17 protein-coding genes are annotated in these 20,965 nt (G+C 38.3%); 14 read left to right on the forward strand and 3 right to left on the reverse strand.

Annotated elements, in window-relative coordinates; genetic code table 11:
* Nucleotides 1–476 precede the first annotated feature (476 nt).
* The 4 genes from AC5KOD_RS11470 (at nucleotide 477) to AC5KOD_RS11485 (ending at nucleotide 6,929) form a co-directional block, all read left to right on the forward strand.
* On the forward strand, nucleotides 477–2,945 hold the full coding sequence (locus tag AC5KOD_RS11470; RefSeq protein ID WP_496914701.1) for an immunoglobulin-like domain-containing protein: 2,469 nt from the start codon (nucleotides 477–479) through the stop codon (nucleotides 2,943–2,945).
* A gap of 673 nt (nucleotides 2,946–3,618) precedes the next feature.
* Nucleotides 3,619–4,977 carry a C40 family peptidase gene (locus AC5KOD_RS11475; RefSeq protein ID WP_496914702.1) on the forward strand — a complete coding sequence of 453 codons (1,359 nt, stop codon included), beginning with the start codon at nucleotides 3,619–3,621 and terminating at the stop codon, nucleotides 4,975–4,977.
* A 772-nt stretch (nucleotides 4,978–5,749) separates the two neighbouring features.
* Complete coding sequence (locus AC5KOD_RS11480; RefSeq protein ID WP_496914703.1) at nucleotides 5,750–6,517, forward strand: alpha/beta fold hydrolase; 768 nt, start codon at nucleotides 5,750–5,752, stop codon at nucleotides 6,515–6,517.
* Between the two features lie 10 nt (nucleotides 6,518–6,527).
* Nucleotides 6,528–6,929 (forward strand): GNAT family N-acetyltransferase, encoded by a 402-nt coding sequence (locus tag AC5KOD_RS11485; RefSeq protein WP_496914704.1) that lies wholly within the window; start codon nucleotides 6,528–6,530, stop codon nucleotides 6,927–6,929.
* Between the two features lie 249 nt (nucleotides 6,930–7,178).
* Here the strand turns inward: AC5KOD_RS11485 and AC5KOD_RS11490 are convergent, their stop codons facing one another.
* Both AC5KOD_RS11490 and AC5KOD_RS11495 read right to left on the reverse strand, forming a co-directional pair.
* Nucleotides 7,179–8,255, reverse strand: a complete 1,077-nt coding sequence (locus tag AC5KOD_RS11490) for an alpha/beta fold hydrolase (RefSeq protein WP_496914705.1) — start codon at nucleotides 8,253–8,255, stop codon at nucleotides 7,179–7,181.
* On the reverse strand, nucleotides 8,252–8,956 hold the full coding sequence (locus AC5KOD_RS11495; RefSeq protein ID WP_496914706.1) for a TetR/AcrR family transcriptional regulator: 705 nt from the start codon (nucleotides 8,954–8,956) through the stop codon (nucleotides 8,252–8,254). The genes AC5KOD_RS11490 and AC5KOD_RS11495 overlap by 4 nt, the downstream gene beginning before the upstream one ends.
* Before the next feature lie 198 nt (nucleotides 8,957–9,154).
* Between AC5KOD_RS11495 and AC5KOD_RS11500 the strand changes: the two genes are divergently transcribed.
* From AC5KOD_RS11500 to srlA, 4 genes are read left to right on the forward strand one after another with little or no spacing between them, the layout of a single operon-like run.
* Nucleotides 9,155–9,958: an SDR family oxidoreductase gene (locus tag AC5KOD_RS11500; RefSeq protein WP_496914707.1), complete on the forward strand. Its 804-nt coding sequence runs from the start codon at nucleotides 9,155–9,157 to the stop codon at nucleotides 9,956–9,958.
* A 24-nt stretch (nucleotides 9,959–9,982) separates the two neighbouring features.
* Nucleotides 9,983–11,845, forward strand: coding sequence for a BglG family transcription antiterminator (locus tag AC5KOD_RS11505; protein ID WP_496914708.1), 1,863 nt, complete (start codon nucleotides 9,983–9,985; stop codon nucleotides 11,843–11,845).
* A gap of 24 nt (nucleotides 11,846–11,869) precedes the next feature.
* Nucleotides 11,870–12,382 carry a transcriptional regulator GutM gene (locus AC5KOD_RS11510; protein WP_496914709.1) on the forward strand — a complete coding sequence of 171 codons (513 nt, stop codon included), beginning with the start codon at nucleotides 11,870–11,872 and terminating at the stop codon, nucleotides 12,380–12,382.
* Between the two features lie 52 nt (nucleotides 12,383–12,434).
* Nucleotides 12,435–12,986 (forward strand): PTS glucitol/sorbitol transporter subunit IIC, encoded by a 552-nt coding sequence (gene srlA, locus AC5KOD_RS11515; RefSeq protein WP_496914710.1) that lies wholly within the window; start codon nucleotides 12,435–12,437, stop codon nucleotides 12,984–12,986.
* A gap of 139 nt (nucleotides 12,987–13,125) precedes the next feature.
* On the opposite strand, the gene AC5KOD_RS11520 is transcribed toward srlA, so the two are convergent.
* Nucleotides 13,126–14,310, reverse strand: a complete 1,185-nt coding sequence (locus tag AC5KOD_RS11520; RefSeq protein ID WP_496914711.1) for an IS110 family RNA-guided transposase — start codon at nucleotides 14,308–14,310, stop codon at nucleotides 13,126–13,128.
* A 319-nt stretch (nucleotides 14,311–14,629) separates the two neighbouring features.
* Between AC5KOD_RS11520 and srlE the strand changes: the two genes are divergently transcribed.
* From srlE to AC5KOD_RS11550, 6 genes are all read left to right on the forward strand, one after another.
* Entirely contained in the window at nucleotides 14,630–15,628 is a 999-nt protein-coding gene (gene srlE / locus AC5KOD_RS11525) for a PTS glucitol/sorbitol transporter subunit IIB (protein ID WP_496914712.1), read from the forward strand.
* Nucleotides 15,629–15,657: 29 nt separating this feature from the next.
* Entirely contained in the window at nucleotides 15,658–16,029 is a 372-nt protein-coding gene (locus tag AC5KOD_RS11530) for a PTS glucitol/sorbitol transporter subunit IIA (RefSeq protein ID WP_496914713.1), read from the forward strand.
* A 188-nt stretch (nucleotides 16,030–16,217) separates the two neighbouring features.
* Entirely contained in the window at nucleotides 16,218–16,877 is a 660-nt protein-coding gene (locus tag AC5KOD_RS11535; RefSeq protein WP_496914714.1) for an HAD family hydrolase, read from the forward strand.
* Nucleotides 16,878–17,848: 971 nt separating this feature from the next.
* A complete protein-coding gene (locus tag AC5KOD_RS11540; protein ID WP_496914715.1) occupies nucleotides 17,849–18,259 on the forward strand; it encodes a VOC family protein in 411 nt (136 codons plus the stop codon).
* 32 nt (nucleotides 18,260–18,291) lie between these two features.
* Entirely contained in the window at nucleotides 18,292–19,149 is an 858-nt protein-coding gene (locus AC5KOD_RS11545; protein WP_496914716.1) for a VOC family protein, read from the forward strand.
* A 384-nt stretch (nucleotides 19,150–19,533) separates the two neighbouring features.
* Nucleotides 19,534–20,952, forward strand: a complete 1,419-nt coding sequence (locus tag AC5KOD_RS11550; RefSeq protein WP_496914717.1) for a PTS mannitol transporter subunit IIBC — start codon at nucleotides 19,534–19,536, stop codon at nucleotides 20,950–20,952.
* Nucleotides 20,953–20,965 lie beyond the last annotated feature (13 nt).

The raw sequence follows: 20,965 nt of genomic DNA on the forward strand, positions 1-20,965 counted from the left end.
TTTGTTTGGTTACTTTTATTTTAGCAAAAGTGTTCTTATTTTTGTACAACAAAATAATCCAGATGCCAATCAATTTGACTGGTATCTGGATTTTTCGTTTAGACTTATGTCCCAAGCTCGATTTTTTTGTTGAATAGGAGAAATTAATTTGAAGGCAGAACTAAAGAAAAGTTCGCAATAGCTTTATGAGATATTAAAAAATAAATTAATTTCTAATAAGTTTTTTTATCCACAATAAACGCACAGATTATCGAACAGGTTTTTCGGAAATTATCTTTATAATTAAAATCTTTATAATTCGTTTAGTGATTATAAATGAACGTATATGTAATACCTTAAACATTCTAATATCTATCTATATTAATGAAAAAATGATCGATTTATGACATAAAATGGTTTAAAAATGGGGCGTAATACATTATAATATAGAGCATACCTTTCAAATAAGGTTCTATTAAAATCTGAGGAGAGTTGTAATGAAAAATAAGACACTTATCAAATTAACGTTGGTCACGTTACTTGCACCAACCTTTTTAAATGCTCACTTAGCTGTTGCTGCAGAAGTGCCAGCTGAAAAAGCAGCAGTTGCAGAAGGGACAAAAGCTGATAATACTAATGCAGAAGAAGCTCCTGTTGCGCCAGAAGTAGTACCAACAACACCAGAAGCAGCACCAGTCGCACCTGAGGTAAAACCAACAACACCAGAGGTAGTACCGACACCGGAAGTAAAACCAACAACGCCCGAAGTGGCGCCAACACCAGAAGTAAAACCAGTAACACCAGAAGTAGTACCGACACCAGAAGTAAAACCGGCAACGCCAGAAGTAGCGCCAACAGATGATTCTGCTGTGCCTATGAAGGATGGAGAAGTAGGTCATATTCCAGGTGAGAGTAGTGGTGTAGGAGCACCAACACTTTCAGTTGCGCCGCAAAAAATGATAAAAAAAGGTTCAACTTTTCAACCATTAGAGGGCGTTTTTGCTTATGATGATAAAGGAGTTGATGTTTCTAGTAGAATTAAAGTAACTAGTAATAATGTTAATACGGCTGTTGCAACGACGACCACTCCTTATAAAGTGACTTATGAGGTTGACTCAGTAGCTAATGGTCCTAAGACGACAAGAACAATTGATGTTATTGTAGTAGAAGATAATATCGGCACCTTAAGTGTGTCTATTCCAGATTTTACGATTGCTCAAAATGGTGATATTGTTGCTGAAATTAACAAACGTTTATCTGTAAAAAATCCAGATGGTAGCACAGCTTCTCCTTCAGAGTATGATATTATAACAAATGGGACTACTGGTGGTGGAGAGACAGGGAAATACAAAATTTCTATCGTCGTTTATTCACACGAATATAATACAACAACTGAAACAACAGTTACTATTACAGTTCTTAAAGGATTAAACTTATCGGCTTCAGGCACTGAGCTATTTGTTGGTGAAACCTTTGATCCATATGCTCACGTAACAGCTTCTGAAGTTATGGCTGATGGTTCAACTAAGGCCTTGAAGAAGTATGGTGAAGAAGGCTATGATATGGGGATTTCATATAGTGGGACTGTAGATACTACAACTCCAGGTGTGTACCCAATCACTTATTCAGCAAAAACTGCAAGTGGCGTTGTTGATTCTGTAACAGTTAATGTGACAGTGAAAGCAAGAGAATTGACTATTACAGCAGAAGATCAAACAGTTGATCAAGGGCAAGTGGTTACAGATGCAATGATTAAATCATGGGCAACAGCGTCTGATTCAGTTGATAAACCAGAAGATTTGACTATTACTTATACAGTTAGTGGTGCTGGAAGTTCAATTGATACAACTAATGCTGGTGGTATTTATACAGTTGAATATACTGTGACTAACTCACTTGGTGACATTAAAACTGTGTCAATTACTGTGACAGTAATTGAGAGAAAACCAACAATTGTTGCAACTAATCAAGAAGTATTCCAAGGAGAAGCAGTTACAGATGCAATGATTAAATCATGGGCGACAGCTTCAGATACTGTTGACAGTGCTACTGATTTAACTGTTACATACACTATTGATGGTGGTGTAAGTTCAATTGATACGGCTCTTCCAAAGGTATATACGATTAATTATACTGTGACTAACTCTGCTAATAATACTGCTACTACAAGTATTACTCTTACTGTTAAGGAAAGAAAAGCAACGATTAATGCTGAAAATCAAACTGTTACAGTTGGTGATGTTGTAACAAAAGAGACTATTTTAGGTTGGGCAACAGCAAGTGACCCTGTAGATGGCGATAATCTAGCTGTAACATCTTATAAAGTTATCGAAGGTTCGATTGATACGACAAAAGCGGGTGTTTACACAATCGAGTATTCATACACTAATAGTGCGGGGAATACGACAACTAAATCAATTACGTTGACAGTTCAAGAGCCCAAATTAGCACTTCCAAAACTTACTGTTAAAAATCAAACAATGTATGTTGGCGATAAACTAACAAAAGAAATGATTTTAGCATGGGCAACAGCAGAAAATGCTACTAAGATTAGTTTTGAAATCTTAGGCGAAGGAATTCAAGTGACAACTTTAGGTAGTAAATTAGTTGAAGAGGGTGTTCACCAAATTAAATTTACTGCTACTAATGAGTCTATTTTAATGCAACGTGCTCTAACACCTGAAACTGATGAAGAAACAATTACGTTAACAGTTAAAGCGAAAAAAGCTGATGACCCTAAAGCACCGATTGGTTCAACGGATAAACCAGCAAAAGATCAACCGTTAACTAATCTAAGTACTAAAAAGGCAACTACAAAAACTAAAACAATCAAGACAGCTAAAGCTCAATTACCTAAAACAGGTCAAGCTGAGAACAGCTTTATGGCGTCATTGTCTGGTTTGATGATGGTTCTTGTATACTACATCTTTAAAAAGAAACAAGATGGTTTAGATTCAGAGTTATAGAAAAATGTTAAAAGCGACACAGTCATCAACTACAAATTGATGATTGTGTCGCTTTTTTTGTTCTTACTTAAAGTAAAAAACCAGACAAGAAAGGTTGTCTGGTTACTTGCTATCACTTATATATTGGGGAATACAGGGTAAAGGGTCTCCTTAAGAGGTGACGTTGATAGCAACTTCACTATAACATAGAGAGGTTAATTGCAGAAAAAATTTTCATATATGAAAATTAAGTTAACCAAAACGGTTACTACGGTAAAAGATAGTTATCTAGCAGTAGAGTAAATCATAGGAGCTGTCGATGCAATTTCTTGACTTTGATTCGCCGCTAAGATAACATCAGTTTGTGTTTTTTATTTTTTTATATAGGATTAAGGAGGTGGGGGATTAACGAAATTTAGTGGCTTCATTTTTCTCGTTATGATCTTATGTAACAATCAGGTAACTTATAGCAGAAATAAAGATGATCTTTTTTTGTAAGAGACTAGTCGGATACTCTTCTCGCTCTAGAAACAGATCGAATAAATAACAATCTGTCACATAAAAAAAGTCATCTAATGAGCATGAATTATTTTTGTAATGTAGCTTTCATCTCGTTGACATGTAAATATGTTACAATTCATTCAGTGCTTAAGAAAAGAAATAAAGCAATTAAAAAAAGTCGGGGGAATGACCAGTGAAAAAACGCATCATAGCAACATTAATGGTAAGTTCGATTTTGTTAGGCCCAGTCGCTTTACCGGCTGCAGCAGTAGCAGATGAGTTCGATACTAAAATTCAACAATCTGAAAATAAAATAAGTGAGCTAAACAGTCAAGAAGCAACTGCAAGTGCACAATTAGAAACAGTAAGAACATCTATTGAAGAGATTAAGACGCAAGCTGCTAGTTTACAAGAACAGCAAGTAGCGCTAAACGAAGATATTTCTAAGTTAGGAACTGACATTGAAGGCTTAACGGAAAAAATCGAAAAGCGCGATGCTAGTATTAAAGAACAAGCTCGTTCTGTTCAAGTAGACGGAAAAGCTAATAATTATATTGATGCTGTTTTATCAGCAGATTCAATTTCTGATGCTGTTACGCGTGTTGTCTCTGCCACAAAGCTAGTTAAGGCAAGCAATGACATGATGAAACAACAAGAAAGTGATAAGAAAGCTGTTGAAACTAAAAAAGCTGAAACTGAAGCTAAAGTTAAAGAGTTGAATGAAACAGCTGCTGAATTAGAAGGTCAAAAAGGGCAGTTAGTCGATCAAGAATTACAACAACAAGCTTTAGTAAGTGAAATTTCTGCTGAGCGTTCAACTGAAGAAGATAAAAAAGCTGGTTTCTTACAAGAAAAAGCTGAAGCTGAAGCTGCTCGTGCTGAACAAGCTCGTTTGGCTAAGTTGGCTGAAGAACAAGCCGCTGCAGCAAAGGCTGAAGAAGCTCGTCAAGCTAAGGAACAGGAACAAGCGGCTAAAGCGCCAGCTGTAGAAACACCAGCAACACCAGAGGCTCCTGCGACACCAGAAACACCGGTAACGCCAGAAGCTCCCGCTACACCAGTCGCACCTACGACACCAGAAACGCCAACAACACCGGATACGCCAGTGGCACCAACTCCAGAGACACCGGCAACTCCGACACCAGATCCTGTGACTCCTCCGGTGACGACACCAACTCCTACACCGCCAGCATCAAGTGGTACTGGAGCAGCAATTCTTGCTGAGGCAGCTAAGCATATTGGTAAACCATATGTATGGGGAGCAAAAGGCCCAGATTCGTTTGACTGTTCTGGTTTTACTTCATATGTTTACCGTGTAGCAGCTGGAAGAGAAATTGGTGGATGGACAGTTCCTCAAGAAAGTGCGGGCACACAAATCTCTGTTTCTCAAGCAGTAGCAGGCGACTTACTATTCTGGGGTAGCAGAGGTAATACTTATCACGTAGCGATTTCTACAGGAGGCGGTAACTACATTCACGCACCGACCTCAGGTCAAAACGTTACTTACGGTTCATCAGCTTACTTTGCACCAGATTTTGCAGTAAGAATGTAATTTAATAAGTAAAGAAGCTGTGACTTATGTCATGGCTTTTTTTTTGAAGTTTGGAATGACGGCAATAACTTGGTATAATTTAATTACTAATTGAATGTTTTTTCTTTAGTTGACAATCATGTTGGAGCTGTTATTAGTAGAGTGTCTGATTCGTTACGGTTTATCTTTTAAAACCTGAAGTTAAAACTAATTGTGTGCCGGTATGAGCAAAAGAGACTTCAAACGCCTGTTGTAAAGGAATTAATCAAGTGAATTAGGGAGGCTTTTGAGGGATAGGACTATAATCAATTAAGCATTAGCTCGCTAGTGAAAAAAGCTGTATGATGACAATATAAGTCGTCATATAGCTTTTTTGCATGAAACTAAGAACTGTTAATGGGCTATTAATTTATTATAAAGAAATTGGATGGAGGAATTGATCGTGACAAAAAAGAATGAAAAAAATATGGAGCTATTTAAGAATGACTAAGTGAACAAAGCCGGCCCTTTTAGCTTTTTTTTAATTAGTTATTTCTGGTGGAGTATTTGCGTCAGGCTCGATTGCTATCGTTCAAAGTTTATTCCCTAGCATGACTCACTCTGGTCTATTTATTGGAGAGGGAGTGGTGGTAATGTTTCTTGCTGCTCTCTCAAGTAGCAGTCTGCGACTCTTATTTAAGAGGAGCCGATCAGTATCTATGTCAAAATAAGTTGGAACGTTTTAGCATAAAACTCCTCCTTATTAGTGAATCAATATGTTATGATTTAATTAAGAGTTGGGAGGAATTATTAAATGAAAGAGTATCGAATAGAAGAGACTGATTGCTGTCTAAGATATCATGATTTTCCGGGAGAAAAAACTCCGATTATTTTTATTCATGGCTTGGGATGTGCTGGCTCATTTGATTATCCAGAGGTGGCGTCTCAATTGGAATTAAGAGGTCATCGTCGAATTTTAATCGATTTATTAGGAGCTGGATTTAGTGATAAGCCACTTGAGTTTGATTATACGATTGAGTCCCATATCCGTTATCTTTTGGCTTTTATTAGTGATTTAGGACTTGAGAACCTGATTATTTTTGGTCATAGTTTTGGAGGCTCAGTTGCGATAGCGTTGGCCGGGCTAGTTCAAGACAAGCTTGAAGCTCTTATTTTAAGTGAGGCTAATTTAGATAGTGGCGGCGGTTTTACAAGTAAACAGATCGCCTCTATGAGCTTAGCTGAATTTGAAGAGACAGGCTTTCATGAGATGATTGAAGCGAACAGACAATCTGGCAATAGTCTTTGGGCCTCATGTTTTTCTCAGTGGTTACCGAAAGCAGCTTATGTGGCATCTAAAGAGCTTATTGACGGACAAACCCTTTCATGGAGAGAAAGCTTATTTGCTTTATCCGATCCTAAAACATTCATTTTTGGTGCAGAAAACTTGGCCGATCCAGATATTAACATATTGGCAAATACAGGGATTGAAGTGGCTATTGTGGACGAAGCAGGGCATTCGATGGCTTGGGAAAATCCTCGTGGTTTAGCTAAGGCTATCTTGAGTGGGATTAAAGAGTAAGAGGTGATAGATGGTGGTAGAACTTGCATCAACGAGACATTTGAACGAACTATCAAAGTTAGATCATTTAATTAAGCGAAACGTCTTGGAGGTGGCGATTTCTCAAAACAGGGTATTGATCGTAGAAACTGATAGAATTGTCGGTTGGTTACGTTTTAGTTACTTTTGGGAATCAATTCCGTTTATGGATATGCTTTATATTATCGAGGAGGAACGGAATAAAGGCCATGGAACAGCGTTGATTAACTCGTTTGAGGAGCTAGCTAAAAAGGAGGATGCTTCATCGGTTATGACCTCAACAGTGGCTAGTGAGAAGGCACAACACCTTTATTATAAATTAGGATATGAATCTATTGGTGGTTTTTTTCCAATAGGAGATCCTTATGAGCTATTGTTAAGTAAAAAACTATAATAGGGAAGGGGGACTGTGCGTAAATATATCACTTAATGAAATTGGAAGTCTGTTAGAGAGCCTTTATAAATCTGGTTATTTTAAAACGGAAACATTGAATGAGGCGATTGAGCAATTAATTTACGATAATGAGACGGGAATCTCGATTCAATTGAGAGATGAAACTGAGTAAGCACATCAAACAAATGAGTATGATAATCAAAAAATCGACTTATACATGTCTATCTAAGGCAGGTATAAGTCGATTTTTTAATCATTCGTTGAGTTAAATGTATCTTTTTTTATCTCTCGTAACACCTGACAAAATTTCTCACGCTCTTCGATGATGGGTGAATGGGCAGAATTGTCAAAAGTAAAAAAAGCTTTTTTAGGGGCTTGAATTTTTTCGCTATATTGCTTGGCTAGCTCATAGGAGACTTGATAATCGTATTTTCCTTGGACGATATAACAGGGAATCTCAAACTGATTCGTACTTTCGTTTAAATCATCAGCAGTTGTGTAGTGGAAAAGATGTTTGAGAGAAAACAAGGATCCACGTAAGTAATTAAGTTTTTCAGCCAATGTATATCCTTTGAAACAAATAAGCTGTCTAAAAATGGTCATCATCGAGTATTTATCATGAGTAATGCCGACCCCATACTTATTCATGGCAGAGGTACGGATTCCCATAATATAGTTGAGTGAAGGGAAGTACAGTTCGTTAGGATCAACGGCAGTCAAACGTGTAAAAGTGCGTGTATCATTCAGCTGTTTGGCATGGCTGACAAGGTAATTATGAGCCAATTTTTCTGATAAGCGTTGATTACTAAGCTGCCCCATGCCGATGTAAGCATAGAAATCTGTCGGTTTTTGGCCAATAGTTTTAACCCCTAAATAGCTCCCCCAAGAATGTCCCATTAGAAAGATTTTGTTTTGTTTAAAGCGTTCTTTTAGATAAGTGGTGACCTCTAAGGTATCGGCGATTAACTGTTCTAAGGTCATGGAGGATTCAGATACGTTTTTCAATGACATGCCAGCTCCTCGTTGATCCCAGTAGCAAACAGTAAAGTCTTTTTCAAGTCGATTAGTTGCATCCTTTGAGTAAATGATTGGCAGTTCTGGACTGCCTGGTCCGCCGTGTAAAAAAAGGAGCACAGGATTTCGTTTGTCCTCACTTAAAATGAAGAGCCCTTGTTCGACGCCACCAATAGTTAGCTTGACTTTGTCAGCCAGACCGTTGACATAAGCCTGTCCATTTTCTGACCTTAAAGGGGGAAGCTTTCCTGGACTGTTGAGCCATAGAAAAAGTATGAGTAATAGCAGTAAGCTAATGATAAAAATGATCATTGTGATCCTCCTGATTTTTGTGTGATAGTCTTATTTTTTGAATTGTCGGGTATTAATAATTCCCCTAGTAGTTGCCGGAAATATGTTGCATTTTCTGGTGTGAGAACAAGACTACGGGTTAGCAATTGGCTAAAGGCCTCAATTTTTCGCTGAATCCGCGAGTTACTCTCTGCAATCTCATGTTCGTTAAGTCTAGCAACGTCGTAAAATAAATCTTCACCTGCTTGATAAAGGACACGAGCTAATTCGTCGGGGAAATCAGTCTGAAATACGTTTTCCTTAATACCAAATTCCAGAATAACTTGAAGATATGGAATGGCAGTATTTGCTGTAATTTCTTTAATTCGGTAAGTGACAATTGAGCTTTCTGGTGTTCGTTTAAATTGTGTGAATTTTTTTAGATAGTCAGAATAATCTAAATTGGCCTTGCCCAAAAAGATTTTCATTTTATCAAAAGTAGTAGTTGCCGCGATTAGCTGATTATCAAAATCAGACATTTCTTCTGCTAAGGCATATTCAATAACCGCATCTAAAATACTTTCTTTTGAGTCGAAATAATGATACATCCCTCCTTTAGAAAGATCAGCTGCTTTCATGATGTGGTTAATTTTTGTTTGGTCATAGCCTTTTTCTAAAAATAGATCAAGAGCGATTTTGATGATTTCTAAGCGTTTTATGGGGAAATTAGTATTTGGTCGCATAGATGTTCTCCTTTTTAGTTAATAGACCTTAGTCGGTTTATTAACTTTATCATCTGTTTATAAAACTGTCAATGATATTTTAGATAAAAAAAAAAGAGATAATACATTAAAATATTTTTTTGTGAATAAATGACTGTATTAATTTAGTGGAACATCTTTCCTATACTGAGAGTATCACAGGTAGAGAGGAAGATAATAATGACAAGTGACTGGTTAGATCTTAATAATAAAGTGGTGATTGTGACAGGAGGGTCATCTGGTATTGGAGCGACGATTGTTGATAGTTTGTTAGGACAAGGGGCGAAGGTTGTTAATGCTGACTTAAAAGATAATGGCAAGCAGGCTGAAAAGTTATTATTTGTGGAAACGGACATTTCATCGCAATCAGCCGTTGAATGGGTGGTAGATGAGACGATTAAGCACTTTGGAACAATTGATGGTCTCGTGAATAATGCGGGAATTAATCTGCCTAGATTATTAGTAGATGGAGAAGTAGCTGGTAGTCAGTATGAATTATCAGGTGAGGTCTTTGATCAAATGGTTGCGATTAATCAAAAAGGCGTTTATTTAATGTCCCAAGCTGTCGGACGTGTCTTGGCGGAAAAAAAATCCGGTGTTATTATTAATATGTCTTCAGAAAGTGGTTTGGAAGGTTCTGTTGGACAAAGTTGTTATGCAGCAACGAAAGCTGCACTCAATAGTTTTACACGCTCTTGGGCGAAAGAGCTAGGAAAATACAATGTTCGAGTTGTGGGAATTGCCCCGGGCATTATGGAAGAAACTGGTTTAAGGACAGAGGCATATGAAACCGCATTAGCTTATACACGTGGCATCAGCGTTGATGCGTTACGCGCGGGGTATAGTAGTACGTCAACAACTCCTCTAGGAAGGAGTGGCAAATTAATAGAGGTGTCTGATTTCGTTTGTTATTTATTATCAGAACGAGCGAGCTATATAACTGGTGTAACTTGTAATGTGGCAGGGGGTAAAACTCGCGGCTAGGATAGACCTAAGGGGGAAGTCAGGTTGTCATTAGCGAATAAGTGGTATCAGATCTTAACTATTTTATTATTAAAACGCCGTATATCACTAGAAGAATTAAGTAAGTTAACAGGTATGTCGACGCAAACAATTAAAAAGAATAGTGAGTTATTGAATGAACAGTTAGTTGAAATTGCTGTGATTAATCAAGAAAAGAAAGACATTGAGTTAATCATCAGTGATGTACCGGGTTTTCAGGATATTATGAGTGGAAAATTGAAGCAGGAAACTGATTTTAATTCGTCAGGGAAACGCATAGCATTCATCTTGAAGCAATTAATGACGAAGGCTGATTTCTTATTAATTGATGATATGGCTGATGCTTTACAGGTAAGTCGCGGCACGGTTAATAAAGATATTAAACTGATTAAGGAGCACTTGTTAGATTACGGCGTCAGCTTGCAAGGGGTGCCGAATAAGGGGATAAAAATTGTCGGAACTGAGTTTAATTTGCGGCTGATTATGTTGAAGTATGTCTTTGACTATTATAGTGAGGATTTTCCGTTACAACCAGAGACACTCCAATTAGCTGACAAATTAGCAAATTATTATAAGTTAGATCAGTCGGCAGTTGTGTTGTTTAAAAAAGTTATCGCTGTTAGTATCAGGCGAATATTGGCAAACCAAGCCATGAGACAAGGTATCTCGTATTATAATAATTTTGAGTTTCAATCGCCTTTGATGGAAGAATTCATGTTGCATTTAGAAAAGGAGTATCAATTAACCTTAGGGAAATACGATCAAGATTTTATTTCGTTTCCAATCAACACGCGCACAACTGCGATGGTTTCTGAAGGGATGAGCCAGTATGAACAGGGTGTGCGAGATATTTTTGATAGCATGATGGAGGAAGTTCAAAATAATTTCATCACGGATTTAGATAAGGATGAGCTGTTTGATTTATTGAATTATCATTTGATGTTTATGCTTAATCGGGTGATTTTTCATGTCGAGTTAGTCGACTTGTTTATGGATGATATTCAAGTGAAATACCCGTTCTCATACGAATTAGCTAAAGTAGCAATGAGTGTTTTAGAGACGACCTTATTACTGCCAATTAATCCGGTTGAAATCAGTTATTTGACCATTTACTTTGAAATGGCGCTGACGAAAAAAAAGGAATTGGTAGGTAATCGACAAGTTGCGATTGTTTGTAGCTCAGGTCGGGGGACGGCTGCCTTAATAAAGCGGCAGTTAAGAGAAGTATTAGGACCTGATATTGACCTAATTCAGTATTCTGAGACAGATTATCTAGACAAAGACATGCGTCACTACATGGCAATTTTTAGTACCTTGCCTTTAGAGCCGAAGGATAATATACCGGTGATTCAAATTACGAATTTATTTGATAATAAATTGCTATTAAAAGAATGGCAGCAAATTGATGAGCAAGTGCTGTTGAATCATGGGTTGATTGAGTTTTCTTTTTCGATTTTAGATGAGAAAAAAAGTTATTTAGTCAATGTGAAAGAGATGGTAAAGGGATTGATAGAAGAGGGCAAGTTATCGTCGACTTTTTTACCTTTATGGGAAGAGCGTGAAAAAAGGCAAACCACTATTTTTGATCAAGGTATTGGCTTTCCTCACACCATCAATCAAGGCGGAACAAAGATTGTCTTAAATCTAGGCGTTTTTAAACAGGTACGTCAAGAAGAGAGTCAAACAGTTCAGTTAGTTTTTTTAGTTGGCATACCTGAGCATGTCACGGATACGGTAGAAAAGCTATTGATGAGAGTCTATGATCTGATCTTTTCTTTAGGTCAAAATGAGTTAGCCAAAGCAACTGTTAGTCAGTTAAATAATCGACAAGAGGTACTGGATTTTTTTAGCGAGATGTTGCGGGATTAAAAATGAGAGAGGAGTGAGAGACTAATGCCTGTTATTTATTTACTCGGAATTTTTGCAGTTGTTGCCTATGTCGTTCAAGGAATTGTTGGATTTATTCAGATTAAACATTTTACAACTGTCTATAGTCAGATGAAGCGCCGTGGTCGTGTTGCAATTGGTCGTAAAGCTGGAAAACTTAGAGCGGGGACGATCGTCATGCTGGTAATTGATTCTCAGGGGAGGATTATTGACGGATGCAAAATGCAGGGAATAAGTGTTTTAGCAAAATTTAAACCATTGACGGGTGTTGAGGGGTTAATGCTAGAGGAAGTAACTCCTGATTTACCCTGTGTGGCAAAAGAGAATCGGTTAACACAACAAACTATTATGGATGCGGTTTCGGTTTACAGTCGTGTAATGAATGGTGAGGTCATTGAGCAAAAACAAGCGCCGGTTATGGCCTTAAAGGAGCAATTAAATTTAGCCAAACAGCTGGTTATGCTGAAAGTAAGACGCGCGCCACGCAAGGCTCAGACTGATGGGAAAATGAGCAAGTGACAGGTCAGCATGCTGGCTAGTTACTACGAATTGAAAGAAGGAGTGTTAAGAAATGACAATTATTACTAAGTTTGCTGAAGGATTTATGAATTTATTTCAAACTGGAGCGGATACCTTTATTGGTTGGGTAACAGGCATTGTTCCAGTGGTATTGATGTTACTCGTTTTAATGAATACCTTGATTGCGATGTTAGGTGAGGATCGAGTGAATAAAATTGCTCGCGCGTCATCAAAAAATATTTTTACACGTTATTTAATTTTACCTTTTGTGGCAACCTTTATGCTAGGGAATCCGATGTCCTTTACTTTAGGTCGTTTTTTACCTGAGTATTATAAGCCAAGTTATTATGCTGTAACAGCGCAAGCTTGTCATACAAGTAATGGCTTATTTCCCCATATAAATCCTGGAGAATTATTTATTTATTTGGGTGTAGCTCAAGGGATTACTAGTTTAGGATTGAATCAAATGGATTTAGCTATTCGCTATTTATTAGTCGGTCTGGTCATGAATTTCATCGGCGGAGTTGTCACAGATTATACGACCAAATTTGTGTGTAAGCAGCAAGGAATTATTCTAAGTAAAGAAGCTAAAATGATTGGGTAACTAGTGGTAACTTTAGTAGAAAGACTAACTATATAATGTCAAGCGTAAAATCAATCAATAGTAAAAAGATTTAATAACGTTGTTCAAAAGAAGAACCGTAGACTAAATAGACCTGACGTAAATGACTTTTAAAAAAAAATTACAGTCGAATTTCGTAAGGCTCATTCTTTGTGAGTAGCGCATGAATGATGTAACACAACTTTCTTGAGACAGCTCCAATGGCCGTTAAATGATGTTTTCCTTCCCCTCGTTTCTTGTCATAAAAAGCTTTAAGAACGGGATCATGTTGCGAAGCAGCGAGTGCTGCCGAAAATAGGGCTTTGCGCAAATAAGGAGAGCCACGCTTACTCATGACATTATGGGTGGCTTCAAACTGTCCTGACTGGCTGACAGAAGCATCGATGCCCGCATAAGCTACTAACTTTTTCGGGTTTGAAAATTTATGGATATCTCCAATCTCACCCAAAATGGTTACCCCATTGATGGCCCCGATTCCTGGAATTGTTTCAATGACTGAATCGAGACTGGTCATAATGTCTTTAATTTCTTCTTCAACTTCTTTTATCTGTTTTTCAAGAAATTTGAGTTGTTCAATCATTGAACGGAGTTGAAACGTAAAGGCTTCTTGGGCAAAGGTCACCCCAAAGGAGTGTGCCGCAACTTTTTTGAGTTGTTCCGCTTTCTCAATCCCTAGGCGGTGACGGCTGGCCTCAGCTAACAGGCTGGCTAACGTTTCAGCTGACACTGCTTGAAGCTCATCCGGGGGACTGAACTCCAGTAAGACTTCTTTAGACGCTTTGCCAAAGATGCCGACTTTATTGAAAACGGTATTATATTCAGGAAAGACCTGATCAAGCACTGCGATGATTTTTCGCTTGAAATAACTGGCTGTTCCTACCAAGTAAGTGCGGTAACGTGTCAGTTGCTTCAGGGAAAAGAGTGTTTCATCTGACAGTGAGGTTTCAACAAATTGACCGTAACGAATTAAATCGGCAATGAGAACAGAATCAATGATATCGTTCTTGCGTTTGCGAATTTCTGTCCCTTTGCGCCAACCATCGGTCTGAATCGGATTGATGACGTGAATAATAAAGTGATGTTCTGATAGGAAAGAAAACAAGGCTAACCAATAGTGTCCTGTCGCTTCCATACCAACGGTCACGTCAGTGGCTGACTCAGATAAAGCCTGTACTTGTTTTAAAAGCGAAGCCCCTCCCTCAGTCGTGTTAGGAAATGAAAAACCTTTCAATTTGACCTGGCCTTGACTGTCCATGATAGATGCTATGTGGGTTCGTTTACTAATATCGATGCCAAGATAAAGCATATCAGTCACCTTCTACATAAGATTTTGGATTGATTGCCACTCAACTAATCGCGTCACTACCTTGTTCTAGATACGGAGTAAAGCACGTCGCTTTCAACATCTAACTCATTCGCAATCAGCAGATTAGAAGAGAGGGACCAGTCTTTCGATAACGAGTTCAACGACTCAAGGAAGAAACGGTCAGACCTCTCAATCCATTAGCTATATTATCTCAAATACCTTGAGTTAATATCAATTTATATAACACAGGTTCATGGAGGTTTCCTTTAATTTCGGAAGAATAAAACCTCTAAATATAATATACAAGGAAAAAAATAATATGACAAATTATAGAAGTATTACCATAAAAAGAGGCTCAGGTGGCTACGGTGGTCCCTTGACTATCACTCCGACAGCTGAGAAGCATAAGTTTATCTATGTTACAGGAGGAGGAGAACGCCCAGAAATTGTTGATAAAATTGAGCAATTGACAGGGATGGAGTCAGTTAATGGCTTTAAAACCTCTATTCCAGATGATGAGATTGCCCTTGCTATTATTGACTGTGGCGGCACGTTGCGCTGTGGAATTTACCCGCAAAAAGGTATTTTTACAGTCAATATCGTTCCTACTGGCAAAAGCGGTCCATTAGCAAAATATATTAATGAAGAGATCTATGTTTCGGCAGTTGGACCTGATCAAATTTCCTTGGCGACTGAGGCTACAGCAAGTCAAGATCCTCAAAAAGCGCCTTCTGAAGAGCGAGAGTTTAAATACAGTACTGATAAAAAGATCACTGAAACCATTGTCAAGCAAAGTATCATCGCACGAATTGGAATGGGGGCCGGAAAAGTAGTGGCGACCTTTAACCAAGCTGCTCGCGAAGCGGTTCAAACGGTTATTACGACTATTTTACCTTTCATGGCTTTTGTGGCCTTGTTGATCGGGATTATTCAAGGCTCTGGAATTGGCGATGTGTTTGCCAAAATCATGGCCCCCTTAGCTGGTAACATCTGGGGATTAATCATTATTGGTTTTATCTGTTCGTTACCATTTTTGTCACCATTATTGGGACCTGGAGCTGTAATTGGTCAAGTAATTGGCACATTAATTGGTGTTGAGATTGGCAAAGGGAATATTCCGCCGCAATTAGCATTGCCTGCTCTGTTTGCAATTAATACGCAAAATGCCTGCGACTTTATTCCAGTTGGTTTAGGGTTAGAGGAAGCTGAGGCGGAAACAGTTGAGGTCGGGGTTCCTTCAGTGTTGTATTCACGCTTTTTAAATGGGGTACCTCGTGTTATTGTTGCATGGATTGCTAGTTTTGGTTTATATAGTTAGATATAAAAAGTGGAAAGTTGAGAGGATTAATGAAAATATATGAAACTGTAGTTAAAGAAATAGGCTCTGAATCTAAGATGTTTAGTGAGGAGCAGATGTTGATTTTATTCGGTGAACATGCGCCTGATAGTTTGAAGAATTATTGTTATATCATCGAGCTAGAGCCTGTAGAAAAAGTACTGAATACTGAAATGATTTTACACATAGGAGACTGTCAGTATCAATTGACAGCCATTGGTGCTGTTGTGGGGAAGAATTTGCAGGAGCTAGGTCATATTACGATTAAATTTGATGGGGCTCAACGACCAGAACTACCAGGCACTTTGCACGTAGCCAAAGGCGTATATCCAGAAATCGTGATTGGGAGTCGAATTTGGATTGAGAGATTAGATGACATGTAATAAGTAACCGTAGTGGTTGAGGCAATTTTTTGACATGTATTAGCAAGGACGACTATGAAAGTAGAGAATTCTGAGTTAGACTTAAAGAGAGGTGATAGCTTATTTATCCGATAGTTGCTTAAAATTTTAGGCAAACTACGGTAGGCAATCAAAAAAGTGGCGTAGAACAAATTTGAGGAGTGTGGCGTATGGAAGCATTAATCTTTGATATGGATGGGGTAATTGTGGATTCAGAACCGATTTGGATTGCGTCAAAACAACAGATGTTGCGAGAGCTGGGCGTTAATGTGCCTGATACGTACCATCATCAGCTATTTGGTACAACGCTAAATTTCATGTGGAGTCGAATGAAAGAGGAGTTCGTTTTACCGCTCAGTGTTGAGGCATGCATTGCTCGCGGGGAAACGATTCGAAACGAGATGCTGGCTAGTGAGCCTATTAAGGCGATTCCCGGAGTGATAAACTTGATTGAACGCTTAAGTGAAGCTAATATTCCTTTGGCTATCGCGTCCTCTTCTTCAAAAGTTGACATTGAAAAAGCAGTTAGTGCATTGGGGATTAAGCAGCATTTTCATGCGTTAGTTTCAGGTGAAGAATGCGAGCGGTCGAAGCCGTTTCCAGAGGTCTTTCTTAAAGCAGCTTCGGCACTAGGGATTAGTAGACCTAGTCATTGTTTAGTTATCGAGGATTCTGTTAACGGAATTAAAGCGGCTAAGGCTGCTGAGATGGTGTGTTTAGGATTTGAAAACCCAGCGTTTACTAAGCAGGATTTAAGTGAGGCTGATGGAATTGTTTGCGACTTTTCACAACTGACCGTTAATCAGTGTTACAGTTATTTTTCTCGATAGACCAATATGACCGTCATTATCAGTTAAGAGCTGATGAGATGGTCTTTTTTTAGGTAAGTATGACCACCCTAACTTACCATTTTTTCCTTGTTCTTACCTTTTAGAGGGGAGCTAGTGATTTAGAAACAGCGAGTAATGGCTGTTTCTACTAAATTGTAACAGTCATTGGCAGGTAAAAGGGGGAGGTTATCTTCATATTGGGTTTTCTACGAATTAGACAAGTTTCATGTAAGTGTGATATAACTAAACTAAAAGAACCTGGCTGATACCTCTGTCTTGAATCAGCATAAGATGAAACCGGATGTCCGTCAAAAGCGTACAAGAATGATTCGAGAATTTTTGAAATAATAACAGAGATTGATATGATTTTTGAGCCGCGTATAAGTATGTTGAATAACAAAAATGAAAAGAGGGATGTACGCTAAAAGCATACATGAACACATCGAGAATTATTATATTAATAACAAAAATAGTGACGGTTTAAGAAGTTAAGCTGTTAATATAAGAGGGGTAAAGCGACTTAGGTAACATAGATGGAAAAAAGGATGTACGTTGAAAGCGTACATGAACGCATCGAGAATTTTTATTATAATAACAGATGGTAGAGAGGTCGTTTGAGCTAATATGACCGATCTAGATAACGTCAGATGAAAGATGAATGTCTGCTAAAAGCATACACGAACGAATCGATCATGTTTGAAATAATAAGAGACTGTCATTTTTCATCACTCATAGTTAGATCACTGAATAAATAGAGAGAAATAGCCAATGCTAGCTAGCTTTGGCTATTTCTTATGGGAGGAGTTTTACAGAGGTCAAATCAGCAATAATGGGATGTGGTTATTTTTTGATAAGGAGAATAGTTTGGCGGATTAAGATAATCCGAATCATGCTAATTAATGTACAAACATTATAATTGTGTGAAATTAGAAAAACTGTTATTCTAAAAATAAAAAATGGAGGTTGACATGATGGATGTTTATTTAATTTTCAAACGCGAAGCAGGAGAGGCAATTACTTTTTACGAGGATGTGTTTGGTGTTACTTGTGAGGATAAAATGACATTTGGTCAGGCGCCAGCTGGTGAGCAAGAGTTGCCTGCTCAAGTGGCGAATCTGATTATGAATGCAAGTTTAGAAATTAATGGGACAAGAGTGATGTTTTCAGATGCGCCAGAAGAAATGGGGCCTACTGTGACGTTTGGTGATAATGTCTCGTTGGTTCTGCAAGCTAATAATGAGGCTGAGATTGATAAATGGTATGCGGCATTAACACCTGATGCTGACATTAAGTTGCCGCTGGCGCCAACCTTCTGGGCCAAGAAATATGCTATTTTAGTTGATAAGTTTGGTGTCAATTGGATGCTCAATTTGCCTCAATAGTGTCGAGTCTGAACAAAAAAGGAGTGTTAGAAATGAGTAAATTTTCTCCCTGTTTATGGGTGGATGGTCGTGTTGAAGAGATGATAGAGCACTATACGGCCACATTTTCTAGCGTTAAACGGAAAGCGACTAATTATTTTCAAACAGGCGAATATGGCAAGGTTGGTGACATTTTGACAGTTACTCTCGATATTGATGATCAGGAATTTATCCTGTTAAATGGTGGACCAGAATTTATCATGACGCCGGCTATTTCGTATGTAGTAGAAGCGAGTACACCAGAGTCAGCCCAAGCTATTTGGGATCATTTAGCGCCTAAAGGAACTGTTTTAATGGAGATGGAAGCAGAGACGATGGGAAAATTGTTTGGTTGGCTCAATGATGAGTTTGGCGTATCGTGGCAGATTACCGTAGGAGCTGGTCAAGAATCAATCACGCCAGCTATCATGTTTATCAATCAACGATTTGGTCAGGCGAAGGAGGCAATTGAAGCGTGGGGAGAGTACTTTGGTGAGTTGCAACAAGAAAGTCTTCTTAAAAATCCAGATGGAACGGTTCAATTTGCTAATATTTTACTTCATAATCAGCCATTTATCGTGATGGATAACGATTATCCTCATCAATTTGATGTTACAATGGGTAATTCTTTTTATGTTTATTGTGAGGATCAGGCAGAAATTGATCGAGTTTGGCAGGCGGTCACAAGGGAGGGACAAGAAAGTCAGTGTGGCTGGATGATAGATAAATTTGGGATTGCGTGGCAAACAGTCACAGACGACATGGATCAGCTATTCAGTTCAGATAATCCGAAAGTGGTTGCTGTTACAGAAGCCGTTTATGGAATGAAAAAAATAGATATTAACTATTTGCGCGAAGTATCAACCAGCTAATAAGGAAGTAGATACCTAACTAACAGGGGCTTAACTTTCTTCGATATCCCTTATTTCTAGAAAGTAAACTGCTTGGAAGTTACTGTGGCTGGAATGCAGTGCGTAGATTTTTGGAGCATATTTGTCACATAACATACATGAAAAAGGAGAGTGAGACTTTTGTCTCACTCTCCTTTTTGCCAGGTATTGTTTAAAATAAGGCATAATCAGATAGTAAAAATAGTTGTCCAAGGAGTCTGGACAAAGTTAGCTTTTCAAATGCTTGAGTTTACGCTTACAAACAGCTTACAATAAGGGTGACAACAAATGGTTGTCCTGATAACTTGATTTGCGCAAATCAACCGTCACAACGTTTAATAAACTTTTCAATCAGGAGGAAAGATAATGGAAAAGAAGTCTGGAGCTAAAGTAAAGATTCAGCAATTTGGTAGTTTTTTAAGTGGCATGATTATGCCGAACATTGGGGCATTTATTGCATGGGGGATTATTACAGCTCTCTTTATTCCTACTGGATGGGCGCCTAATGAGGCTTTAGGCTCGATGGTTGATCCGACGATTAAATATTTATTGCCGATTTTAATTGGTTTTACTGGTGGTAGTTTAATTTATGATAAGCGTGGTGGTGTCGTTGGCGCGATGGTTACCATGGGAGTGATTGTTGGGACTGAAATTCCAATGTTTTTAGGTGCCATGATAGTAGGGCCTTTAGGTGCGTGGCTAATGAAAAAATTTGATAAAGCAGTGGAAGGAAAAATTCCAGCAGGGTTTGAGATGTTGGTCAATAATTTTTCAGCAGGAATCCTCAGTGCTATTCTAGCGATTTTATCATTTGGGGCGATTGGACCGGCAGTTGAAATGCTAAACCTTTTCTTAGCAGCAGGTGTTGGATTTTTAGTAGATCATTCACTGTTGCCATTAGTCAGTGTTTTTGTTGAACCGGCTAAAGTATTATTCCTTAACAATGCGATTAATCACGGTGTGATTGGGCCAATTGCGATTGAGCAAGCAACACAAGTTGGAAAATCAATTCTTTTCCTAGTTGAAGCGAACCCTGGACCAGGACTTGGGATTTTATTGGCTTATTCATTATTTGGCAAAGGCTCATCTAAGCAAACAGCTCCAGGAGCGATTATCATTCATTTCTTAGGAGGGATTCATGAGATTTATTTCCCTTATATTTTAATGAAGCCAGCGTTATTATTATCTGCAATAGCTGGAGGTATGACAGGGATTTTTACTTTCTCACTGTTTAATGTCGGATTAGTAGCACCAGCTTCACCTGGTAGTATTTTTGCTATCTTAGCGATGGCGCCACGGGGAAATTATTTAGGCCTATTAGCAGGAATCGTTGCTGCAACAGCTGTTTCCTTTGTAGTTTCTGTTTTAATCTTACGGACATCAAAAGAATCAGCTAGTTCACTTGAAGAAGCATCAGAACAGGCCTCTTCTTTGAAAGGTCGTAAAACAATGGCACCGACTGGTTCAGCTAGTTCTACATTAAGTGCAGCTGATTTATCATTGGCAAAAAAAATCGTCTTTGCATGTGATGCAGGGATGGGGTCAAGTGCGATGGGAGCTTCGGTGTTAAGAAACAAAGTGAAGAATGCTGGCCTAGGATTGACGGTTGTTAATACGGCGATTTCTCAATTACCAAATGATGCAGATATTGTTGTGACTCATAAGGATTTGACAGAACGGGCACAAGAAAAATTACCAAATGCCTATCATGTTTCAGTAGAGAATTTCTTGAATAGTAATAAATATGACGATTTAGTCGAACAATTAGTAGGTGTAAATAGTTAAAAAAGTCGAAAAA

It is taken from the genome of Vagococcus sp. WN80Y, from assembly GCF_059621045.1.

Bases quoted from the DNA above. Each gene is read 5' to 3' on its own strand.
- AC5KOD_RS11470 (WP_496914701.1), top strand. From the start codon at position 477: ATGAAAAATAAGACACTTATCAAATTAACGTTGGTCACGTTACTTGCA.
- AC5KOD_RS11535 (WP_496914714.1), top strand. From the start codon at position 16,218: ATGGAAGCATTAATCTTTGATATGGATGGGGTAATTGTGGATTCAGAA.
- AC5KOD_RS11500 (WP_496914707.1), top strand. From the start codon at position 9,155: ATGACAAGTGACTGGTTAGATCTTAATAATAAAGTGGTGATTGTGACA.
- srlA (WP_496914710.1), top strand. From the start codon at position 12,435: ATGACAATTATTACTAAGTTTGCTGAAGGATTTATGAATTTATTTCAA.
- AC5KOD_RS11490 (WP_496914705.1), bottom strand. From the start codon at position 8,255: ATGATCATTTTTATCATTAGCTTACTGCTATTACTCATACTTTTTCTA.
- AC5KOD_RS11540 (WP_496914715.1), top strand. From the start codon at position 17,849: ATGGATGTTTATTTAATTTTCAAACGCGAAGCAGGAGAGGCAATTACT.
- srlE (WP_496914712.1), top strand. From the start codon at position 14,630: ATGACAAATTATAGAAGTATTACCATAAAAAGAGGCTCAGGTGGCTAC.
- AC5KOD_RS11485 (WP_496914704.1), top strand. From the start codon at position 6,528: ATGGTGGTAGAACTTGCATCAACGAGACATTTGAACGAACTATCAAAG.
- AC5KOD_RS11550 (WP_496914717.1), top strand. From the start codon at position 19,534: ATGGAAAAGAAGTCTGGAGCTAAAGTAAAGATTCAGCAATTTGGTAGT.
- AC5KOD_RS11495 (WP_496914706.1), bottom strand. From the start codon at position 8,956: ATGCGACCAAATACTAATTTCCCCATAAAACGCTTAGAAATCATCAAA.
- AC5KOD_RS11480 (WP_496914703.1), top strand. From the start codon at position 5,750: ATGAAAGAGTATCGAATAGAAGAGACTGATTGCTGTCTAAGATATCAT.
- AC5KOD_RS11545 (WP_496914716.1), top strand. From the start codon at position 18,292: ATGAGTAAATTTTCTCCCTGTTTATGGGTGGATGGTCGTGTTGAAGAG.
- AC5KOD_RS11520 (WP_496914711.1), bottom strand. From the start codon at position 14,310: ATGCTTTATCTTGGCATCGATATTAGTAAACGAACCCACATAGCATCT.
- AC5KOD_RS11530 (WP_496914713.1), top strand. From the start codon at position 15,658: ATGAAAATATATGAAACTGTAGTTAAAGAAATAGGCTCTGAATCTAAG.
- AC5KOD_RS11510 (WP_496914709.1), top strand. From the start codon at position 11,870: ATGCCTGTTATTTATTTACTCGGAATTTTTGCAGTTGTTGCCTATGTC.